Here is an 18,921-nt window from a genome sequence, read left to right as displayed (position 1 = left end):
CGGACTTGAACCACGCGCCAGTTGCCGACACTCTTGGCAGCATGGTCGACATGCTCCCACTTCCCCATTGGACCGCACTCGCCAGCCTGGACGACGACGCCGTGCCGTTGATGTCCACCGCGCTGCTGATCGCGCGCGACGAGTATCCGCAGCTGGACGCCGAGCTGTACGACACGCTGGTGCAAAGCCATGTCGAGCATCTGCGCCGCGAGGTGGAGGCGATCGACCTGTGGCCGCTGAAGATGGCCGCGGTCAATCGTTATCTGTTCGACGAGCTGGGCTATTCGGGCAATCACGACGAGTACTACGACCCGCGCAACAGCTACCTCAACCAGGTCTTCGAGCGCCGCCTGGGCAACCCGATCTCGCTGGCGATGGTGCAGATCGAAGTCGCGCGCCGGTTGGGCATTCCGCTGGCGGGCGTGTCGTTTCCCGGGCATTTCCTGGTGCGTTTGCCGGTGGACGACGGCGTGCTGGTCATGGACCCGTTCAACGGCGGCCGCCCGCTGGGCGTGGACGAGCTGCGCGAGCGTGCGCGCCCACATCTGGGGGGCGAGATTCCCGATGACCGCGCCCTGGCGCAGATCCTCGACCCCGCGCCGCACCGTGCGATCCTGATCCGCATCCTGCGCAATCTGCACGGCGTCTACGCCGATGCCGAGCACTGGGACCGCGCCGCGCGCAGCGCCGACCGCATCCTAAAGCTGGTGCCGGACCAGCCCGAGGCGTTACGCGATCGCGGCATGGCCTATCTGCATCTGGGCCACCGCAACGGCGCACGCCACGATCTGTCGCGCTACCTGCAGCTCAATCCCGGCGCGCAGGATGCGACCAATCTGCATGAGCACCTGGTCGAACTGAGCAGTCAGCGCGCGCGCGCGCACTGAAACCACAGCTTGCCGCGTCGTCATCAGCGCCCGCCCGAATGGAAGCAGGCGATGTTGTGGCGCGCAAAACGCACCAATCCAGCCGAACGGGCAGCGCCTCAGTCGATCTCGACCATCTCGAAATCGTCCTTGGTCACGCCGCAATCGGGGCAGGTCCAGGTGTCGGGAACGTCCTGCCAGGCGGTGCCCGGGGCGATGCCTTCTTCGGGGATGCCGTCGGCCTCGTGGTAGAGAAACCCGCAGACGACGCACATCCAGGTGCGGTAGGTGGTCGTGGATGTCTCGCTCATCGGATAATCGCGGTCATGCAACGGTGGGACTGCATTGTCCCATCCCACCCACCGCTTCCGGAAGCGCTGCCATGCCCGACCTGCACAACGCCCGCGGCGTCTACCTCATCACACCCGACGAGCCCGACACCGCGCGCCTGATCGCGCGCACCTTGCCGCTGCTGCCCGCTGTCGCCTGGCTGCAGTACCGCAACAAGCAGGCCAGCGCGGCGCTGCGCCTGGAGCAGGCCAGTGCGCTGCACGAGGCCTGCGCCGCGCACGCCGTGCCGTTGATCATCAACGACGATGCGCAGCTGGCATTGCAGGTGGGCGCGCAGGGCGTGCACCTGGGCGAAGACGATGGCGAGGTGGCGGCGGCGCGTGCGCTGTTGGGCGAGCAGGCCATCATCGGAGTGTCGTGCTACGACGAGATCGCACGTGCGTACGCAGCGGTCGCGGCCGGTGCCAGCTACGTGGCCTTCGGTGCGTTCTTCCCCACCACCACCAAGGTGACCACACGTCGCGCAACGCCTGCGTTGCTACAGCAAGCTGGAGCGCTGGGAGTACCACGGGTGGCGATTGGCGGCATCGCGGCTGCGCAGGTGCCCGCGTTGGTGGCTGCGGGCGCCGAGTTGATTGCGGTGGTCAGCGGCGTCTATGCCGCGCCGGATCCGCTCGCGGCAGTGCAGGCCTATCGGGCCGGGTTTGCACGGTAGCGTGGCTGGCAGGTAACAGACAACAGATAACAGATAACAGAAGTTACCGGCGACACGCGCACGCGAAGACACAAGAAACCGGGATTCGAGTCGAAGCGTCGTTTATCAGATGCAGTCACAAGCCGAGTGCGTCGAGTGCGCGGCGCCCTCACCGCTCGCGGGACACGCCGTGCATCCGCCCCTGGAGGCTCCGTGGCGGCATCCATGCCGCCACGAGTCCCGCAATCGGTGAGGACACCGCACCAGACAGTCGGTCGGCGCTCTTGTAAAAAGCTTTCTCTCGTGCGGTATGCATTAAGACGTGAAGCCGTTGCTCCACGATCCAACGAGGCGCATCCAGCACCGCTCTTACCGTGCACACCGACCATCTCGATTGGTCCTTGCCCGCTCACCGTCGCGGGACCCTGAGCGGCATGGATGCCGCGCCGGAGCCTACATGGACGTACTTGCGGCGCTTCCCGCGATGGTGGGCGGGCAAGGGCCGTGCAGCCAACTCGCAGCGTCGTGTTCGCGGTGCCCTCACCGCTCGCGGGACGCGCCGTGCATCCGTCCCTGGAGGCTGCGTGGCGGCATCCAGGCCGCCAGGAGTCCCGCAATCGGTGAGGACACCGCACCAGGCAATTGGTCGGTGATCAGGCAAACCCTGGGTGTTGCGAGACCTGCGTTGAGTGAGAAACTCGGAGTGCGCTTGTGGAAAGCCTGCGTGCCGCTGGAACTGCGATGCGGGATTTCCTGAGGCAACGTGATACGACCAGCGCACGTCATGCTCCGCTCTTGACCACGCACACCGACCATCTCGACAGGCCCTTGCCCGCCCACCGTCGCGGGACCTTACGCGGCATGGATGCCGCGTAAGAGCTTACAGGGACGTACTTGCGGCGTGTCCCGCGACGGTGGGCGGGCAAGGGCCCTGCAGCCAAGCCGCAGATCAACCGCTCTACACCTGCCGCGCGTCGTACGTCAGATGACTGAAGCGGCTTGAGCGCCAGCACCCAAACGCCAAAAACAAGGCAGCGACGCGTGCCATCACGCGTCGCTGCCGGCGCTAACCTTATTACCTGCCTCGATCAGAAGTCGTAGCTCAATGTCACCCGGCCCGAGCGCGGCGCCTGATAGGCCACGACCTGGTCCCAGAGCGGGTTGGTGGTGTTGTCGGGCAACTGCGAGAACGGATAGATGTTGGTTGCGGTCTGCTCGTTGGTGATGTTGAACACGTCGAAACGCAGTGCCAGCTTGCCGGCGGCGAATGCCGGCTTGTAGGTCACGCCCATGTCGAGCTGCGCGATCCAGCCCAGCCGTCCCTGCGAGCCGGGAGGCGATGCCACGCCGGTGCCGGTTTCCGGGTTGTAGCAGTAGTGGTAAGGACCGCCGGTGATCGCGCTGCCACCGTAGCCGGCCGGATCGGTGCCGGTGTAGTTGTCGCCGTAGTAGTTGCCCAGGCAATTATGTGGTGCGCCCGAGATCAGGCTGAAGTTGGCCGACGCCCCCCATTGCGGAGTGAACTGGTAGAAGCCGAACAACTTGAGCTGATGGCGGTGATCGTTGGATTGATCGCCGTTGAAGTGTTCCATCAGCGCCGCGTGGTCCCAGCTCTGCGTGGTGGAGACCGAGGCCTGGCCCTGATAGCTGCCCAAGGCGCCGCCGGTGCGCCACAGATCAGAACGCACCTGGCCTTCGGTGGTGCCGTAGCTATGCGACCAGACGTAGTTGACCTTGGCGTACCACTTGCCGTCAAACGGACGTTCCAAATTGAACTCGACTGCCGAGTAGTTGCGCTTGAACTTCGGGAAACCCGCCGCTTCGCGGCTCACCGATACCTCATGGAACTGGCCATCGGTACCGATCACGCCCCAGGTATTGGTCTGGCCGGGGTTGATCAGCGATGCGCCGGCAACCTGCGAGAAATCGATGGTCACGCCCTGCGCTGCGGCGGCGGCGATCAATGCGGTATTGGAGACGTCGTAGTTCTGATCGTCGATACCCGCATTGAGGCGGCGATGCGTGCCGCGCACGCCCAGCACCCAGCCGGTCTCCAGCTGCTTGGTGAAACCGAGGATGACTTCGTCCTGGTTCTCGCCCTCGATGTCCTTGACCACTGCAGTGCGCACATCGGCGATGCGGCCGAAGCGCGAGTTGGCCGACACCGCCGACCCCAGCTGCTGCGCCAGGACCGGCGTGCCATCGGCATTGATGCCGCTATAGGTGAAGTAGGTATCGGTGGTGGTGGCCGGGGTGAACAGGCTCACTGCCGACAGCGGCAGGCCAAGGTAATAACGGCCGACGTTGCCGAACACCTTCAGGCTGGAATCGCCGTTGACGTCCCAGCTGAAGCCCAGGCGCGGCGCCCAGGCGTTATCCACTTCGATGTACGGGTCGCCAAACGGGGTGTAGTTGGTGAACTCGTCCTTGCGCAGGCCGATGCTCAACAACAGGTTGTCGGTGACCTGCCACTTGTCTTCGATGTAGTAGGCGCGCTGCTTGGCCTCGTAGGAGTACAGGCTGGTGTTGATGTTGCGCACCACGTAGTAGCCGCTGGACCCATTGACCGGATCGACCAGGCCCGGGCTCGGCGCGCCGATGCCGCCGGCTTCGTTGGCCGACTGGCTAATCAATCCACCATTCTCTAGGCCATAGGGATCGTTCGTCTGACCATATGTCCACGAATACCCGGGACCGCGTAATTGCGAGCCAACGTCGATGCCTTCGGATTTCTGGTTGTCGATACCGAAGTTGAGCGTGTGGTGGCCAATCCGCCACTCAAGGTTCAGACGCTGATTGTCCTTCTTGTAGGCACGGTCAGGCGAAGTGATCGCGGTATTTACCGGCTGCCGTCCTTCTATCGGCGTACCGCCCGTGTAAGCGGGATTTTGCAATGCGGTGCTGTCGATGAACGGGCCATCCTCAGCGTTGTAGTTGTACTGAGTCAGCTCATCAGGCGTTTTCATCTTGCCGTACAGTGCGGTCACGGTGAGGTTGTCGCTGAGGTAGCCGGTGTACTTGCCGGTGAACAGCGTCGGGCCGGTCTTCCAGGTCGCATCGTTGGTGATATAGCTGCCACGCTCACGCGCCAGGTAGTCGTAGCGGTAGATCGACCCGTTGGTCTCCGCCTCGTCGCTGGCGCCGGTCACCTCGATCAGGTGGTTGTCGGTGATGTTCCAGTCCACCTTGGCGTACCAGCGTTTCTGCTTGTAGTCGTAATCGGTGAGGCCGCCGGTGCGTCCGTTGTCGGTGTCACGATTGGTGCCGACGCGTACGCCGTCCGAATCCACCTGCTCGGCAGCCAGGAAGAAGAACAGCTTGTCCTGGATGATCGGTCCGCCGACATAGGCGCTGTAGGTGGTCTGGTTGGCTTCGGCCTCGCTGGCCGGCTGGTACAGGCCATTGGCCGCGCGCGCATAGCGATAGGCGGCGTTGTTGATCGTGCTGCCCTGGCTGTCCGGGCGCCAGTAGATATCGCGCTGGTTGGCACGCAGGCCATTGGGTTCCCAGATGACGGCGGCGCCGAACTTCCACTCGTTGGTGCCGCGCTTGCCGATCTGGTTGATCACGCCGCCATTGGCGCGGCCGTACTGCGCGCCATAGCCGCCGGTGAAGATTTCCTGCTGGTCGATGGCGCCGTACGGCAGGGTCAGACCACCCAGGTTGTTGCTGATGGTGGTGGTGTTGAAACCATTGAGGTAATAGGCGTTTTCGCTGGCGGCCGAGCCGCCGAAGCTGGGCAGCGAGCCACCGAGCGGGCCATTATCGAAGCCGCCGCTGTTGACCACCACGCCCGGTGCGAGCAAAGCGATCGCCTCGGCGGTGCGGCCCAGCGGCAGCTGCTGCAGCTGCTCGGCGGTGACCACGGTGCGGGTGTCCACGCTGCTGACGTCGATGGTGGTCAGGCCCGCGGCGGTGACGGTGACGCTGTCCAGGGTCTGCATGCCGCTCCCCGAAGCGGCAGCGAACGAGACGTCGGTGTTGGCGCCGACGGTGATCGCGACGTTTTCGCGGGTTTCCACCACCGCGCCATCGCGCTTGACCGTGACCTTGTAGGTGCCCAGCGGCAGATTGCCGGCGGTGTACCGGCCGCGTGCATCCACCGGCACTTCGCGGCTGAAACCGCTGTTGTTTTCCACCAGCACGCTGGTGCCGCTGCTCTGTCCCACGCTGCCGACGATGCTGCCGCTGGTGGACTGCGCGTGGACGCTCCCCATGGCCACGACCAGCGCCAACGCCAAGGCACGCTTCTGGATACTACGGTTCATGTTTTCTCCCCAAGTCTGGAACTGTCGGCAACGCGACAAAAATGAACGGCGCCAATGGCTACCGGAATCACACTCTCTGAACATCTGCCGCAGCAGACCAATGACCACCGGTCATTTGCTCATGCCAAACCGTCGATACCCTTGCGTTCGATCATAGGCAGCCGGATCGCCCTACCCGTGCGCTCCGACGGGTAGGCAGGCATCTGGTGGGTAGGCGGACGGGGGCCGCAAGCCTGACAATGGCGGATGCGCCGCCCGCAGTCGGGCAGCGCCGCCCCCAATCGGTACCACTCAAGGATCTGCGCGCATGAACCACACCCGCTCCCACGCCCTGTTCGCCCAGGCGCAGACGCTGCTGCCCGGCGGCGTCAACTCACCGGTGCGTGCATTCAAGTCGGTCGGCGGCGAGCCGTTCTTCGTGGCACGCGCCGATGGCCCGTATCTGTATGACGTGGACGACAACCGCTACATCGACTACGTGGGCTCGTGGGGGCCGATGATTGCCGGCCACAATCACCCCGCGGTACGCGAAGCGGTGGAGCGCGCGATCCGCGATGGCCTGTCGTTCGGCGCGCCGTGTGCGGCCGAGGTCACCATGGCCGAGACGATCCATCGGCTGGTGCCGTCCTGCGAGATGGTGCGCATGGTCAATTCCGGCACCGAAGCCACGCTGTCGGCGGTGCGCCTGGCGCGCGGCGCCACCGGGCGCAGCCGCATCATCAAGTTCGAGGGCTGTTATCACGGCCATGGCGACTCGTTCCTGGTCAAGGCCGGCAGCGGCATGCTGACCCTGGGCGTACCGACCTCGCCGGGCGTGCCGCCCGGCCTGAGCGAGCTGACCGCCACCCTCTCCTTCAACGACTTCGAAGGCGCCACCGCCATGTTCGACGAGATCGGCGCCGACGTGGCCGCGGTGATCATCGAGCCGGTGGTCGGCAACGCCAACTGCATTCCGCCGCAGGCCGGTTACCTGCAGCACCTGCGCACGCTGTGCACGCGGCACGGCGCGCTGCTGATCTTCGACGAGGTGATGACCGGTTTCCGCGTCGCGCTGGGCGGTGCGCAGGCGCACTACGGAGTGACCCCGGACCTGAGCACCTTCGGCAAGATCATCGGCGGCGGCATGCCGGTGGGCGCCTACGGTGGCCGGCGCGACTTGATGGAGCAGATCGCGCCGGCCGGCCCGATCTACCAGGCCGGCACCTTGTCGGGTAACCCGGTGGCGATGGCGGCCGGCCTGGCAATGCTGGAGCTGGTGCAGGAGCCGGGCTTCCACGCCCGCCTGAGCGAGGCCACCAGCGTGTTGTGCGAGGGACTGGAAGATGCCGCGCGCGCCGCCGGCGTTGCCGTCACCACCAACCAGGTCGGCGGCATGTTCGGCTTGTTCTTCACCGACGACATCGTGGAGAGCTACGCGCAAGCCACCGCCTGCGACATCACCACCTTCAACCGTTTCTTCCACGCGATGCTGCAGCGGGGCGTGTATCTGGCGCCGTCGGCGTACGAGGCCGGCTTCATGTCCAGCGCGCACGATGCGGCGGTGATCGATGCCACGCTGGCCGCCGCGCGCGAGGCGTTTGCGGAAGTGGCGCACTGAGGCGCATCCAGGCGTGGCGTTGCCGGCGATGGGCCCGGCAACGCTGACCTTTGTGGTGCGTTGAAGGCGAGGTGTCATCGCCTGCGTCGCGGTGGCCGCTGGTGACGCTGGCCGCGCAGGACGCCCGGCATCGGTGCGGGCCTGAGACGCCTCTTAGGCCCGCGCCGACGCTGAACAGGCGCGGCGCCGGCGCTGCAACCGGCTCGATGGCGTCCAGACGGGCCCGGCCGTTCCTAGCAATGGCGCACACCCTGCGCCACCGCAGGCTCCATTCAGGCGGCGGCGTAGCGACAGGCTTTGCTTTTGTCTTGTGGCTGTCATACCTTTCTGAAAGGTGTCCATGGACGGGCATGGGTGGGGACCCTCGAAGCAGCCGATGGACGTTGTCGCCGGTCACGGTGACGCCTGTGCATCGCCGCTGTTTCATCACGATCTGCAGCGTGTCGAGCCGGCGCGCTGCCGACGCTTGCCAGGGCCGCCCTCGCCTCATGCTCAAGCCTGTTGCGTTGCTCACGCCGCGCCCCTCACCGCCGCGCGATTCCGCTGTTCCCGATTGGCTGCTCGCCAGCAAGCTGGAGCCGCCGCTGCCGCGTCCCGGTGCGGTGGTGCGCAGCACCTTGCTGGCGGCGCTGGATCAGGCGCAAGCCCGGCCGCTCACCCTGCTGCTGGCGCCGCCCGGATTCGGCAAGACCACACTGCTGGCGCAGTGGCATGCGCAGCTGCGCGCGAGCGACCACGCCGTGGCCTGGCTGTCGCTGGACGAAGAGGACACCGATGCCACGCGCTTCCTTGGCCACCTGGCGTTGGCGCTCCAGCACGCAGGCGCCGATCCGGCACTGTGTGCGGCGGTGCTGCACAACCGCGACCAGGATCCGCGCGAGGCGGTGACGGTGCTGCTCCGCGCGCTACGCACTGCGACCCGGCGCATCAGCATGATCCTCGACGATTACGACCGGCTCGGCAGCGGCATCGTCGACGAGCTGGTGCTGCGCCTGGTCGAACACGGCGGCGGACGCCTGCACCTGTTGCTGGCGACCCGGCGCGTACCGGCACTGCCGCTGGCGCGACTGGACCTGCAGGCGCAGCTCAGCCGTCTCGGCAGCGCGCAGCTGGCACTGGATGAGCCCGAAGCGCAGGCGTTGCTGGGTCCCCAGGTGCCGGCGCCGGTCGTGGACGAATTGCTGCGCTACACCGAAGGCTGGCCGGTGGCGCTGCATCTGGCGCGCTTGTGGCTGGAAGGCGGCGCGCAGCGTCAACAGGAGGTGGCCGCGCGCTTCTCCGGCCGCAGCGCGCAGATTGCCGCGTATCTGGCCGAACAGGTGGTCAACGACCTGGATGCCGACACGCGCGACCTGCTGTTGCGGACCAGCCCCCTGGAGCGCGTCAACGCAGCGCTGGCCGATGCGGTGCGTCAGTGCGACGACAGCGGCCGGTTGCTGGCGCGGCTGGAACATTTCCACGGCCTGCTGGTACCCATGGATGGCGAGCGCGAGTGGTTCCGCTATCACCCCTTGTTTGCCGACTTCCTGCAGCAACTGCTCGATCGCGAACACCCCGGACAGGCGGCGCAACTGCATCAACGGGCCGCACGCTGGTTTGGCGATCATCGGTACCTGGCCGACGCGGTGCGGCACGCATCGCGTGCCGATTGCGGCGACCTGGCCGCCAGCTACATCGCGCGCGCCGGTACCTGGCAACTAGTGCTGACCCACGGCACGCACGCGGTACGCGCACTGCTGCGGCATTTCGAACACCGCACCATCCGCGACACCCCGGCGCTGAATCTCACCCAGGCACACCTGCACGCGAAGCTCGGCGAGTTCAGCCATGCACGCCTGCTGCTGGAACGCTTCCGCGACTTTCCGGCTGCGCTGCGCGAGCCCTTGCAACGCGACTACACGGTGGTGGTGGCGCTGTTGCGTGATCGCCTCGACGAGATCTGCGGCAATCCGCATGGTCTGACCCAGATCGCCGCGCAAGCCTCCGCGCTGGACGAGGACGACCACCTGGGCCGCGGCATGCTGCTGTGCATCTGTGCTACCACCGCCATTGCGCAGGGTGCCTTTGCAACTGCCGAACGCTACGCACTGAACGCACGCGATGCGATGCAGCGCGGCGGCAGCGAACCAGGCGCGGGCCAGGCGCTGCTGGCGCTGGGCCAGAGTTTTTTCTATCGCGGACAGCTCGGTGACGCCGAAGCCTGTTACCGGCAGGCCCTGCACTGGTGCGCCCGCTCCCCGCAGCTGGATCGCGTGCTGGAGGCCGCCGGCCAGTGCCTGCTCGCACAACTGCATTACGAACGCGGCCACCACGACGATGCGGCCGACCTGCTGCATCCGGCACTGGAATTGCTGGAACAGCACGACGGCGGCATGGACGTGCTGGCCGCCGCCTACGACACCGCGCTGGGATTGGAGCGTGTGCGCGACCACAGCGGGCGTAGTGCCTTGGCGCTGCTCGAACACGTCGAGCAGATCGCGCACGGGCGCAAGCTGACGCGCCTGTCGGAACTGGCTGCAGCATGGCGTTTGATGCTGTTGCTGGAGCATCCGGGCAATGCCGCCATCGATGTGCTGATCGCACGCACCGGCGGCGAATCCGGATTGGCGCATACGCTGCGCTCGCCCCACCGCTGGCGCGATCGCGCGGCGATGGGCTTTGCGCTGGCACGCTGGCATCGGCTGGCCGGACGCAGCAGCGCCGCGCTGACCATCCTGGGCCAGATCGAACAGGCCTGCCTGGCCAACGACAACCTGTGCCACCTCGCGCGCACCCGCGCGCGCATCGCCCTGGTGCTGCAGCAACGCGGCGAACTGGTCGCCGCGCTACCGCACCTGTATAGCGCGCTCGACCATGTGGCACTGACGCAAAGCTGGCAGGCGATCGTCGAACTCGGACTGCCGGCCAAGGCGATGCTGCGCTCGCTGCGCCAGCACGACCCGCATACCGTCGGCGGCACCACCCGCGCACTCACCATCCAGGCCCTGCTCGAACGCCTCAGCGGCGACGAGGACCCGGCCGGCGACATCTTCAGCGAGCGCGAGCTGGAAGTGCTCGCGCAACTGGCACGCGGGTATTCCAACAAGCAGATCGCACGTTGTTTGCATCTGTCGGAAAACACCGTCAAGTTCCATTTGAAGAATCTCTATCGCAAGCTGGATGCACGCAGCCGCGAAAGCGCGTTGGCGCAGGCCTTGCAACGCGGGTTGTTGCGCGCAGCCGATCCACCAGGCAATTCGGAAACGGTGCCGGGCTGACCTCCAGTGGCGGGCGCCAGCGACGGCGCTGACGCGCGGCAAGACGCCACTCCGGGCGGCCGGAGGCGGTGATGACACCTGCACGCGGCGGCAAGCTGGTCTATCTCGGCATCCAGAAGCGGTCCGGTCACGACAACACATGGAGCCTGCCACAACAGCGCGCCTTCCTTTACGCGCAGTTCTCCGCGCACCGTCTACGACGGTCGCTGGCGCTGCCGTCCGCTCCGCTCACAATTGCTTGGAGCACGCGGCGTGACCGCGTGCCAGCTCCCTCGCCTATCGCTCCTGCCGCGGCCACGCGCCTGCGGCAGCTGATACCTCACCCGAAACTCAGCGTGCCCTTCATCATCGCCCAGTGGCCGGGGAACGAGCAGAAGAAGGTGTAGTCGCCGCCCTTGCTCAACTTGCTGGTGGCAAAGCTCACCGTGGTGCTCTCGCCGCCGCCGATGACCTTGGTGTGTGCGATCACGCGCGCGTCGGACTTGGGCAGATAACTGTCGGCGATGGTGGAGCGTACGCCGGCATTGGCCACTGCCTGGAAGTCGGCGGACTTGGTCAGCACCCAGTTGTGGCCCATCACCGTGGCGGCCATCTTGCCGGAGTGCTTGAGCGTCAGGTTCACCTGCGTGCAGTCGGGTGCCAGCTTGATCGCGCTCTGGTCGAACTTCATCTGGTCGTTGCCGGTGATGGTCACCGCGCAGGTGCGCGCCCATGCCGACGGCGCCAGCAGCACCAATCCAATCACGGCAACTGTCGAAAACACTTTCAAAGGAACACTCCTGCAATAAGGGATGCGCGACGCGCAGCGCGCCTGGTCACACCAGCGCATCTGCATGCGCCGATGTTGCCAGAGTAACGCCTCATGCGTAGCGGAAAAAAGCATCCATCGGATCATGCACATCGGCCGTGGCCTCCGGCAGCGGCAGCGGGCCGCGCTTGCCGGCAATCACCTGCACGAAGGCCTGCTTGAAGCGCGCCATCTCCGCATCGGTGCCGACGGTGATCCGCGACCAGGTCGGCCACACCGGCCAGCTGCGTCCGATGAACACGCCATGGGTGGCCATGTCGTCCTTGAAGCCGGCGGCCGGCCGCTTCACGTCGACCATGAAGCAGTTGCTCTCGGAGGTGGTGCAGGCATAGCCCTGCTTGGCGAGAAACGCCATCACGTCCTTGCGTGTGGCCGCGGTGCGTGCGCGCCGCTGCGGCACCAGTGCGGGATCGCGCAGGCTGGCCAGGCCTGCGGCAGCCGCGGTCACCGGCAGGCTGTTGACGCTGTAGAACATCAGCTTGGCCAGCAGGTCCGGGCGTGCGGCCGCGTAGCCCAGGCGGATGCCGGCCATGCCGTAGAGTTTGGAGAAGGTGCGCAGCACCACCACGTCTTCGCCCGCGGCAACCATGTCGACCACGCTGCTGGTGCTCTGCGCAAAGTGGATATAGGCCTCGTCGACCACCAGCACGCTGCCCTTGGGCTTGTGCGCCAGTGCATAGTCCAGGTCCTTGCGCGCGGTGACCGAGCCGGTGGGGTTGTTGGGATTGCAGATGTAGATCACGCCGGGGCTGGCGTCGGCGGCGCACATCGCCTGCACATCGTGCGAGAAGTCCTTGCGCAACGGCACCTTGATCAGTTTTGCGCCATTGCGGCTGGCGGCGCGCCAACCGGATTCGTAGGTGGGATCGGCAGTGACGAGCGCGGCGCTGGGCGAGGTGAACGCCAGCATCGTGTAGTCCAGCGGCTCGGTGGAGCCGGCATAGGCCATCAGGTGGTTGACCGGCAGCTTGAGCTCGGCGGCCAGGGTATCCATCAATTCCATCTGCACATCGCGCAGGTAGCGTCCACCTTGCGGCGCGATCTGCGCGATGGCCTTGACCGCAGCAGCCGACGGGCCATCGGGAAACTCGTTGGAGCCGATCATCACCGGCGACAACGCACCGGCCGCTGTCGGCGCGATCGCGGCGGAGCGTTCGGCGGCACCGGCCAGCAGCGGCAGCGCACTCGCACCGGCGGCGCCGGCAAACAGCGCGGAGTCGCGGAGAAACATGCGACGCGAAAGAGCAGTTTTCATGACAACCTCCAGCAGGACGACAGCACGGATTCAAGGACGAACGGCGACCACTTCGATTTCCACCCGATACAACGGATTGCCGAGCGCGGCGATCTGGAAGGCCGAGCGCGCCGGCAGATTGGGCTGCTCCTTGGTGCCGAAGAACTGGCGGTAACCGTCCATGAAACCGTTGAAATCCATCTTGCCGCCCATGGCCGGATCACCGACCAGAAACACCTGCATCTTCACCACATCGCCCATGCCCAGGCCGAGCGCCGCGAGTTGCTGCTTGATCTGGTTCAACACGCTCACCGTCTGCGCCTTGGTGTCGCCATAGGCGGCGATCGAGTCCTTGGGCGCACTGGCATCCACCACCGCCGGCACCTTGCCACTGACGTAGACGGTGGCCTTGCCGGCGGGAATCTCCACGGCGGCAGCAATGGGGAAATCGCTGTTGGGTATCTTGTGGCGGACCACGTCGGCCGCATGCGCAGCGGCGAGGCCTGCAGACCACAGCAGGGCAGCAGTGAGAACGGTGGTCACTGGACGGAACATGGCAACTCCTTGCATGAGAAAGAAAGGGAGAATCAGTGGCGCAGCAATTTGACGTCGTCGACGGTGACGCGCTCGGCGTGATCGTTGCCGAAGTGCGTGCGCACATAACTCACCACCTCGGCCACCTGGCGGTCGTTGAGCATGGCGCCGAAGCCGGGCATGCCCGCATGGCCGTCGAGCACCATCATGGTGACGTAGGGGCCGGCGGCCAGCTTCGGGTTGCCGGCAAGCGCGGGATATTCGCCCGCGCCCTGCGCACCGCGCCCGCCCGGCATGTGGCAGCCCTGGCAGATCGCCTGGTAGACGTCCTGGCCGGATGCCTTGGCAAAGCCCTGCTGCGGAAACAGCTGGGTGGCATCGGAGCTCTGCGCCCGCGCGTCGTATGTGCCTGGCGGCACCAGCAACGCAGCCATCGCAACGACAAAGCTGGCCGCGGCCAACCGTGATAACAGGCTCATGCGCGACCTCCTCCGGCCAGCACTTTGCGATGCAGACGGCCCACGACGTCGTGCGCGGACAAAATCGCGCCTTCCTGCCAGGCCGGGATATAGGAGACGTGTTCACCGGCCAGCGCCAGGCGCCCGTCGATCTGGCACAGCGGCGTGTAGTGTTCGGCACGCGCCTGCTCGCTCCACATGCCGAAGCAGCCGTGCGTGAACGGCACGCGGTGCCAGCCGACCGAAATGCCGTTCTCGAACTCGCGCGGATACTGCGGATGCAGCTGCGTGCCGTATTCGACCGTCTTGCGCACGCGCTGCTCCGGGGACATCGAGGTGAACTGGTAAGCATCCAGTCCCCACACATACGCACCGAGCAGCACGCCCTTGCCGGGGCTGTGATAGTTGGTGCTGGGATAGCTGATCAAGGTGATCGGCAGATCGGTGTAGCTGATGCCGCCGTAGATGGCTTCGTCCTCTTCCCAGAAGCGGCGCTTGAATTGCAGGCCCACTTTCACCGATGCCGCATACGGCACCTGGCCGATCGCGGTGGTCATCGCGTCACTGGCGGTGACCGGAATGCGGCTGAGCACCGACAACGGAATCGTGCAGATGCACCAATCGGCGCTCGCGATGCGTTCTTCGCCGCCGTGCGCGGCGTCCTGCCAGGACACGCGCACACCGTTGCCATCCTGATCGATCCTGGTGACCTTGGCGTTGTAGGTGATGGCATCGCCGAGCCGGGACGCGAATGCCTTGCCGATCTGGTCCATGCCGCCCACCGGCTGGAACATGGTGGTCTGCATTTCGTAGTTGTTGCCGGCCGCCAGCGTGGTCCACAGACGCGAGTGCAACACGTCCTGCACGCTGAAGGGATCGGAGAACTCGGGCTTGCCCGACAGGCCGCCGCCGGGATAACGCGCAAAACCGCGCCGCTCGCTGCTGTCCTTGCCCTTGACGTAGCCGAACTTCTGGTCGAGCGCGCCCCAGGTGCGCAGGGATTCCAGCAGCACTTCCTGGTCTTCGCGGCTCACGGTGGTGTCCAGCGCCTGCTGCTGGGTGCACTTGGCCAGCAACTCGGACACGTGCCCCTTGTAATCGGCATCGATGGCGCGAAAGCGCTGCGGTTTGCCGCCGAAGGCATGCTGGCTGTGCAACAGCGCGTTGTAGTTGACCTGGTTGAACGCCTCCAGGGCCACACCGAATTGTTTGCAGTAACCCAGCACCGCCTTGTGGTGATGCGGGATGCGCCACGGCCCGGGGTTGAGGTACAGCCCGTCGTCGAACTGGCAATGTTGCATCGCCCCGCCGAGTTCGGTGTAGCGGTCGCCGCCGCGCAGCGTCCAGTTACGCCCGCCGGGGCGGTCGTTGTATTCCAGCAACTGCACGCGGTACCCCGCCTTGCGCAGTTCGAAGGCCGCCGCCATGCCGGCCAGCCCCGCCCCCAGGATCAGCACCGAGGCGCCTTTCGGGTCGCCATCCAGCTGCAACGGTCCCTTGAAATCGGATTCGGCCGCCATGCCCAGGCTGCTCATCGCCTGATACATCATCGCACCGCCAGCGGTCATGCCGATGCGCGCCAGCAGTTGCCGCCGTGTCATCGCCCCAGAGTGATTGCCTTGCATCAACGCATAGTCCTTGCATGTCATGGATCGAGTCCGACGGACACCACCGATGGCGCGGCCGGCAACGCTGCCGGCCGCATCACTGCCTCAGAATTTGTAGGCCAGGCTGGCGAACAGCTGGCGCGGTGCGATCAACTGGTACGAACCGGAACTCTCGTTCGGGAACACCGCGCCGATCGCATCGTCCTTGTCGAACAGGTTGTAGACCGACAACTGCAGCCGCCCACCGGCCAGAAACCCGGCATCCTCGCCCTGATAGCCGACGCTGCCGTTGACGATGAAGGTGGCATCGACCTGGTCGGTATTGAGCGTGTCGCCGTAGCGCTTGCCGGTGTATTTGGTGTCGAGGTTGGCGAAGAAATGCTCGCCTTCCCAACCGCCGTTGAGGCTGAACATCACCTTGGGCGAGTCCGGCACGTCGTTGCCTTCCACCTGCACCAGGCTGCCGCTGACCGGGCCGAAATAGTTGTCCTGGAACTCGGACTTGTTCCAGGTCAGCGATGCCCCCAATCGCCAGCCCGGTGCCGGCTTCCACATGCCGGACACTTCCGCCCCGTAGGTCTGCACGTCGCCGACGTTGGCGTAGACGGTGGGCGCAACCACCAGCGGGTCCGGATCGGTCAGCGCGATGATGCGGTTCTCGTAATCGATCTTGTAGGCGGCGATGTAGCCGCTCCACTGGCTGGATTCGGCGCGGATGCCGATATCGATATTGGTGGATTCCTCCGGCGCGATATCCGGATTGAACGCCCCCGAGGTCAGCGCCAGCCGTGGCGCCGAGCTGAAGTTTTCAGCGTAGTTGGCGAACACCTGCACGCCCTCGGCAAGCTGGAAGCTGGCGCCGACCTGGGGCTGGAACCAGTCGCTGTTCTTGATGGTGACGTCGCGGCGCACGCCGACATTGAAGTCATCGAGATTGGCGATGCCGTTGTAATCGCGTTTGACATCCAGCCCCTTGGCGCCGAATTCCATGGTGAGCCGGTCATCGAGCAGGCGCAGCGTGTCCTTGATGTAAAGCTGCTTCACCTCGGTGGAGAAGTGATTGTCGTAATAAACCACGATCGGCAGCGAGCCCTTCAGCAGCGCGCCGGTGGCCGGGTCCAGGTTGTACAGCGGGCGCACCTGATCGAAGTCGTAGTTTTCGTACCACGCGCCGACTTCGAGCTTGTTGTGCTCGGTCTCCCATGACACTGCACTGGTTACGCCGTAGCGATCGCCGCCCATGATTTCCTCGCGCCGGGTCATCGCACCGACGCGGATGACATTGCCGTTGGCATCGACGATCTGCGGGTCGTTGATGGCGATATCGGTGCGACCCGGCGTGCCGGCGATGGCGTCGTTGTACAGGCCGGTGGCCGTGCTCGGTGGCGTGCCGCCGACGCCATAACCATGCTTGTTTTCGTAGTAGCCGGTGAAGGTGACACCGATCGCATCGTTGAGCAGGAAATCGCCGTGCAGGCTGAGCAGCGAATCGCGGCGGCCGTTCTGCCATTCGCTGTAATGCTCGGCATCCACTTCCGGATTGCCGGTGATGCGTTCATGCAGATCCCACGACACCGACCCGTCGGAGTTGTACGACTGCACGTCGTAGTCCTTGCGGTTGTTGTAGATCCAGCCCAGGGTCAGGCTGCCCACGTCCCAGGCCTGGCGGATCTTGGCTTCGAAGTGATCGCTCTTCTGCGTGGCCGGCTCCATGTCCCACACCCCGCCCTGCGTGCGCGAGGCAGACAGATACGCGCTGGGGCCGCCGTCCCACCAATCCGGCGTATCCAGGCGCACGAAGCTGCGCACCAGATCGTCCGAGCCGATGGTCTGGGTGAGGTTGCCGCTCCAGCTGTCGCCGCCCTTCGGTGGCAGGCTGGTGTAACGGATCGCGCCGCCCAATGCGTGGTACGACGGCTGGGTGACATCGCCGGAGCCGGCCGACACGGTGACGTCGAGCAGGTTCTCGCTGGACACGTAACGGGTGATCGGGCCGCCTTCGCGGGTGTCGAAGGTTTCGATCGGGATGCCGTCCAGGGTCACGCCAATCTGGTTGGCGGAAAAGCCGCGGATGGTCATCGAGTCGCCGAACTCGTACAGCCCGAACGGATCGGTGGTCTGGACATTCACGCCCGGCAGGCTCGCCAGCAGCTGCTGCGGTGCCACGCCGGGCACCTGTGCCTGGATGTCGTCGACGGAGATGGAGGCGGTGGTGCGCGTGGAGCCGGTGCCGACTACGCTGACCGCGTCCAGCGTGCGTGCTTCCTGTGCCAGGACCGGCAGGCTGTGGGCGCCAGCCAGCACCAAGGTCATCGAAGCCAGCGTGCGACCACGCGTGGCGGTGGTGAGAATGGCGGCAACCGACGCCGCCAGTTGATCGGTGTTCAAGCGCTTGCGCATGCAATCGACCCCCTGGATGGTGTGACGTGCTGAGTGACCGGGCCCGCTCCCCAAGACCGGCTGACACCGCGGATGCGGCATGCATCGACCATACCCAGCACAGTTCCGCTGCACGCGCCGCGCGGAGGGTAGGGGCGGCGCGGGTGGGTAGGTAGCTGCCGGATTCAACGATCTGAATAGGGACTGTCCCCACCCACCTGCCGGCATCCGGACATACCAGGTCTTGCGCACTTGCCATGCCGCGCCGAATCGACAACGCTGCGCAGCCGCATCCCGAGTCCACCCATGCCGCCTGCCGCACCGTCCCTGTTACTGCTCGATTTCGACGGCGTGCTGGCCAGCTATTCGCGGCCGCGTCGTCTGGCTGCGCTTGCCAGTGCGGCGGGATGCACGCCGCAACGTGTGCAACAGGTCTTGTTCGAGCAGGGCCTGGAGCGCGCCTACGATGCCGGCGTGATCGACACGTCGGCCTATCTGGCGCAGCTCGGCGAGGGGCTTGGCTGCGTGATCGATCGCGCCACCTGGATCGATGCGCGCGTGGCGGCATGCCGCGCCGAGCCGGCGGTAGTGGCGCAGGTACTGGCGGTGTCGGCAACGACCGCGGTGGCGGTGCTCACCAACAACGGGCCGTTGATGGCGGAAGCGATCGAGCGGATCGTGCCAGCGCTGTTTCCGCTATTGCAGGACCGCGTGCTGTGCAGCGGCGCCCTCGGCGGCCGCAAGCCGGAGCTGCCGGTGTATCAGCGCGCGCTCGCCCGGCTCGATGCGGCCGCGTCACGCACGTTGTTTATCGACGACCTGTTCGTCAACGTGCGCGGCGCGCGTGCCGCCGGCCTGCATGCGGACACGGTGCGCGATGCGCGCGGCTTGCGGCGGGTGTTGAAGCGGTATGGGCTGGGGTGAAGGG

The 18,921-nt window shown here is 65.8% G+C and carries 13 protein-coding genes; 5 read left to right on the top strand and 8 right to left on the bottom strand.

The genetic code is table 11. The features are described from left to right. The first annotated feature begins 5 nt into the window (after positions 1-5). A complete protein-coding gene (locus EO170_RS19320) occupies positions 6-887 on the top strand; it encodes a SirB1 family protein (RefSeq protein WP_104584728.1) in 882 nt (293 codons plus the stop codon). Positions 888-985: 98 nt separating this feature from the next. Here EO170_RS19320 and EO170_RS19315 read toward each other — a convergent pair whose 3' ends face one another. Beyond that, positions 986-1,225: a rubredoxin gene (locus EO170_RS19315; RefSeq protein WP_164741105.1), complete on the bottom strand. Its 240-nt coding sequence runs from the start codon at positions 1,223-1,225 to the stop codon at positions 986-988. A gap of 23 nt (positions 1,226-1,248) precedes the next feature. On the opposite strand from EO170_RS19315, the gene thiE reads away from it, so the two are divergent. Further along, entirely contained in the window at positions 1,249-1,872 is a 624-nt protein-coding gene (gene thiE, locus EO170_RS19310; protein WP_126947491.1) for a thiamine phosphate synthase, read from the top strand. A gap of 1,067 nt (positions 1,873-2,939) precedes the next feature. On the opposite strand, the gene EO170_RS21555 is transcribed toward thiE, so the two are convergent. Beyond that, positions 2,940-6,119, bottom strand: coding sequence for a TonB-dependent receptor (locus EO170_RS21555; RefSeq protein WP_164741104.1), 3,180 nt, complete (start codon positions 6,117-6,119; stop codon positions 2,940-2,942). A gap of 307 nt (positions 6,120-6,426) precedes the next feature. Here EO170_RS21555 and hemL point away from each other — a divergent pair, with 307 nt between their 5' ends. Both hemL and EO170_RS19275 read left to right on the top strand, forming a co-directional pair. Continuing rightward, a complete protein-coding gene (gene hemL / locus EO170_RS19280) occupies positions 6,427-7,716 on the top strand; it encodes a glutamate-1-semialdehyde 2,1-aminomutase (protein ID WP_104584063.1) in 1,290 nt (429 codons plus the stop codon). A gap of 488 nt (positions 7,717-8,204) precedes the next feature. Then, positions 8,205-10,973 carry a LuxR C-terminal-related transcriptional regulator gene (locus EO170_RS19275; RefSeq protein ID WP_126947485.1) on the top strand — a complete coding sequence of 923 codons (2,769 nt, stop codon included), beginning with the start codon at positions 8,205-8,207 and terminating at the stop codon, positions 10,971-10,973. A 319-nt stretch (positions 10,974-11,292) separates the two neighbouring features. On the opposite strand, the gene azu is transcribed toward EO170_RS19275, so the two are convergent. From azu to EO170_RS19245, 6 genes are all read right to left on the bottom strand, one after another. Next, positions 11,293-11,742: an azurin gene (azu, locus tag EO170_RS19270; RefSeq protein WP_126947482.1), complete on the bottom strand. Its 450-nt coding sequence runs from the start codon at positions 11,740-11,742 to the stop codon at positions 11,293-11,295. A gap of 91 nt (positions 11,743-11,833) precedes the next feature. Next, complete coding sequence (locus tag EO170_RS19265; protein WP_126947479.1) at positions 11,834-13,036, bottom strand: pyridoxal phosphate-dependent aminotransferase; 1,203 nt, start codon at positions 13,034-13,036, stop codon at positions 11,834-11,836. 30 nt (positions 13,037-13,066) lie between these two features. Beyond that, positions 13,067-13,570: a RidA family protein gene (locus EO170_RS19260; RefSeq protein ID WP_119131001.1), complete on the bottom strand. Its 504-nt coding sequence runs from the start codon at positions 13,568-13,570 to the stop codon at positions 13,067-13,069. 32 nt (positions 13,571-13,602) lie between these two features. Then, on the bottom strand, positions 13,603-14,028 hold the full coding sequence (locus EO170_RS19255) for a cytochrome c (protein WP_104584058.1): 426 nt from the start codon (positions 14,026-14,028) through the stop codon (positions 13,603-13,605). Next, the gene (locus EO170_RS19250; RefSeq protein ID WP_164741112.1) at positions 14,025-15,632 is read right to left on the bottom strand and encodes a flavin monoamine oxidase family protein; all 1,608 of its coding nucleotides are present in this window, start codon (positions 15,630-15,632) and stop codon (positions 14,025-14,027) included. Before EO170_RS19250 ends, EO170_RS19255 begins: the two co-directional genes overlap by 4 nt. Before the next feature lie 87 nt (positions 15,633-15,719). Beyond that, positions 15,720-18,002, bottom strand: coding sequence for a TonB-dependent receptor (locus tag EO170_RS19245; RefSeq protein WP_206514039.1), 2,283 nt, complete (start codon positions 18,000-18,002; stop codon positions 15,720-15,722). A gap of 297 nt (positions 18,003-18,299) precedes the next feature. Here EO170_RS19245 and EO170_RS19240 point away from each other — a divergent pair, with 297 nt between their 5' ends. Further along, entirely contained in the window at positions 18,300-18,917 is a 618-nt protein-coding gene (locus EO170_RS19240; RefSeq protein WP_126947473.1) for an HAD-IA family hydrolase, read from the top strand. The last annotated feature ends 4 nt before the right edge of the window (positions 18,918-18,921 follow it).

Origin of the sequence: Xanthomonas sp. BRIP62409, from assembly GCF_003992965.1 — a bacterium.
In the GTDB taxonomy this organism is placed as follows: Bacteria; Pseudomonadota; Gammaproteobacteria; order Xanthomonadales; family Xanthomonadaceae; genus Xanthomonas; species Xanthomonas euroxanthea.
Note: the sequence above shows the minus strand (reverse complement) of the source record. Positions and strands in the feature narration are given on the sequence as shown.

Bases quoted from the DNA above. Each gene is read 5' to 3' on its own strand.
- thiE (WP_126947491.1), top strand. From the start codon at position 1,249: ATGCCCGACCTGCACAACGCCCGCGGCGTCTACCTCATCACACCCGAC.
- EO170_RS21555 (WP_164741104.1), bottom strand. From the start codon at position 6,119: ATGAACCGTAGTATCCAGAAGCGTGCCTTGGCGTTGGCGCTGGTCGTG.
- hemL (WP_104584063.1), top strand. From the start codon at position 6,427: ATGAACCACACCCGCTCCCACGCCCTGTTCGCCCAGGCGCAGACGCTG.
- EO170_RS19275 (WP_126947485.1), top strand. From the start codon at position 8,205: ATGCTCAAGCCTGTTGCGTTGCTCACGCCGCGCCCCTCACCGCCGCGC.
- EO170_RS19265 (WP_126947479.1), bottom strand. From the start codon at position 13,036: ATGAAAACTGCTCTTTCGCGTCGCATGTTTCTCCGCGACTCCGCGCTG.
- EO170_RS19260 (WP_119131001.1), bottom strand. From the start codon at position 13,570: ATGTTCCGTCCAGTGACCACCGTTCTCACTGCTGCCCTGCTGTGGTCT.
- EO170_RS19255 (WP_104584058.1), bottom strand. From the start codon at position 14,028: ATGAGCCTGTTATCACGGTTGGCCGCGGCCAGCTTTGTCGTTGCGATG.
- EO170_RS19250 (WP_164741112.1), bottom strand. From the start codon at position 15,632: ATGCAAGGCAATCACTCTGGGGCGATGACACGGCGGCAACTGCTGGCG.
- EO170_RS19240 (WP_126947473.1), top strand. From the start codon at position 18,300: ATGCCGCCTGCCGCACCGTCCCTGTTACTGCTCGATTTCGACGGCGTG.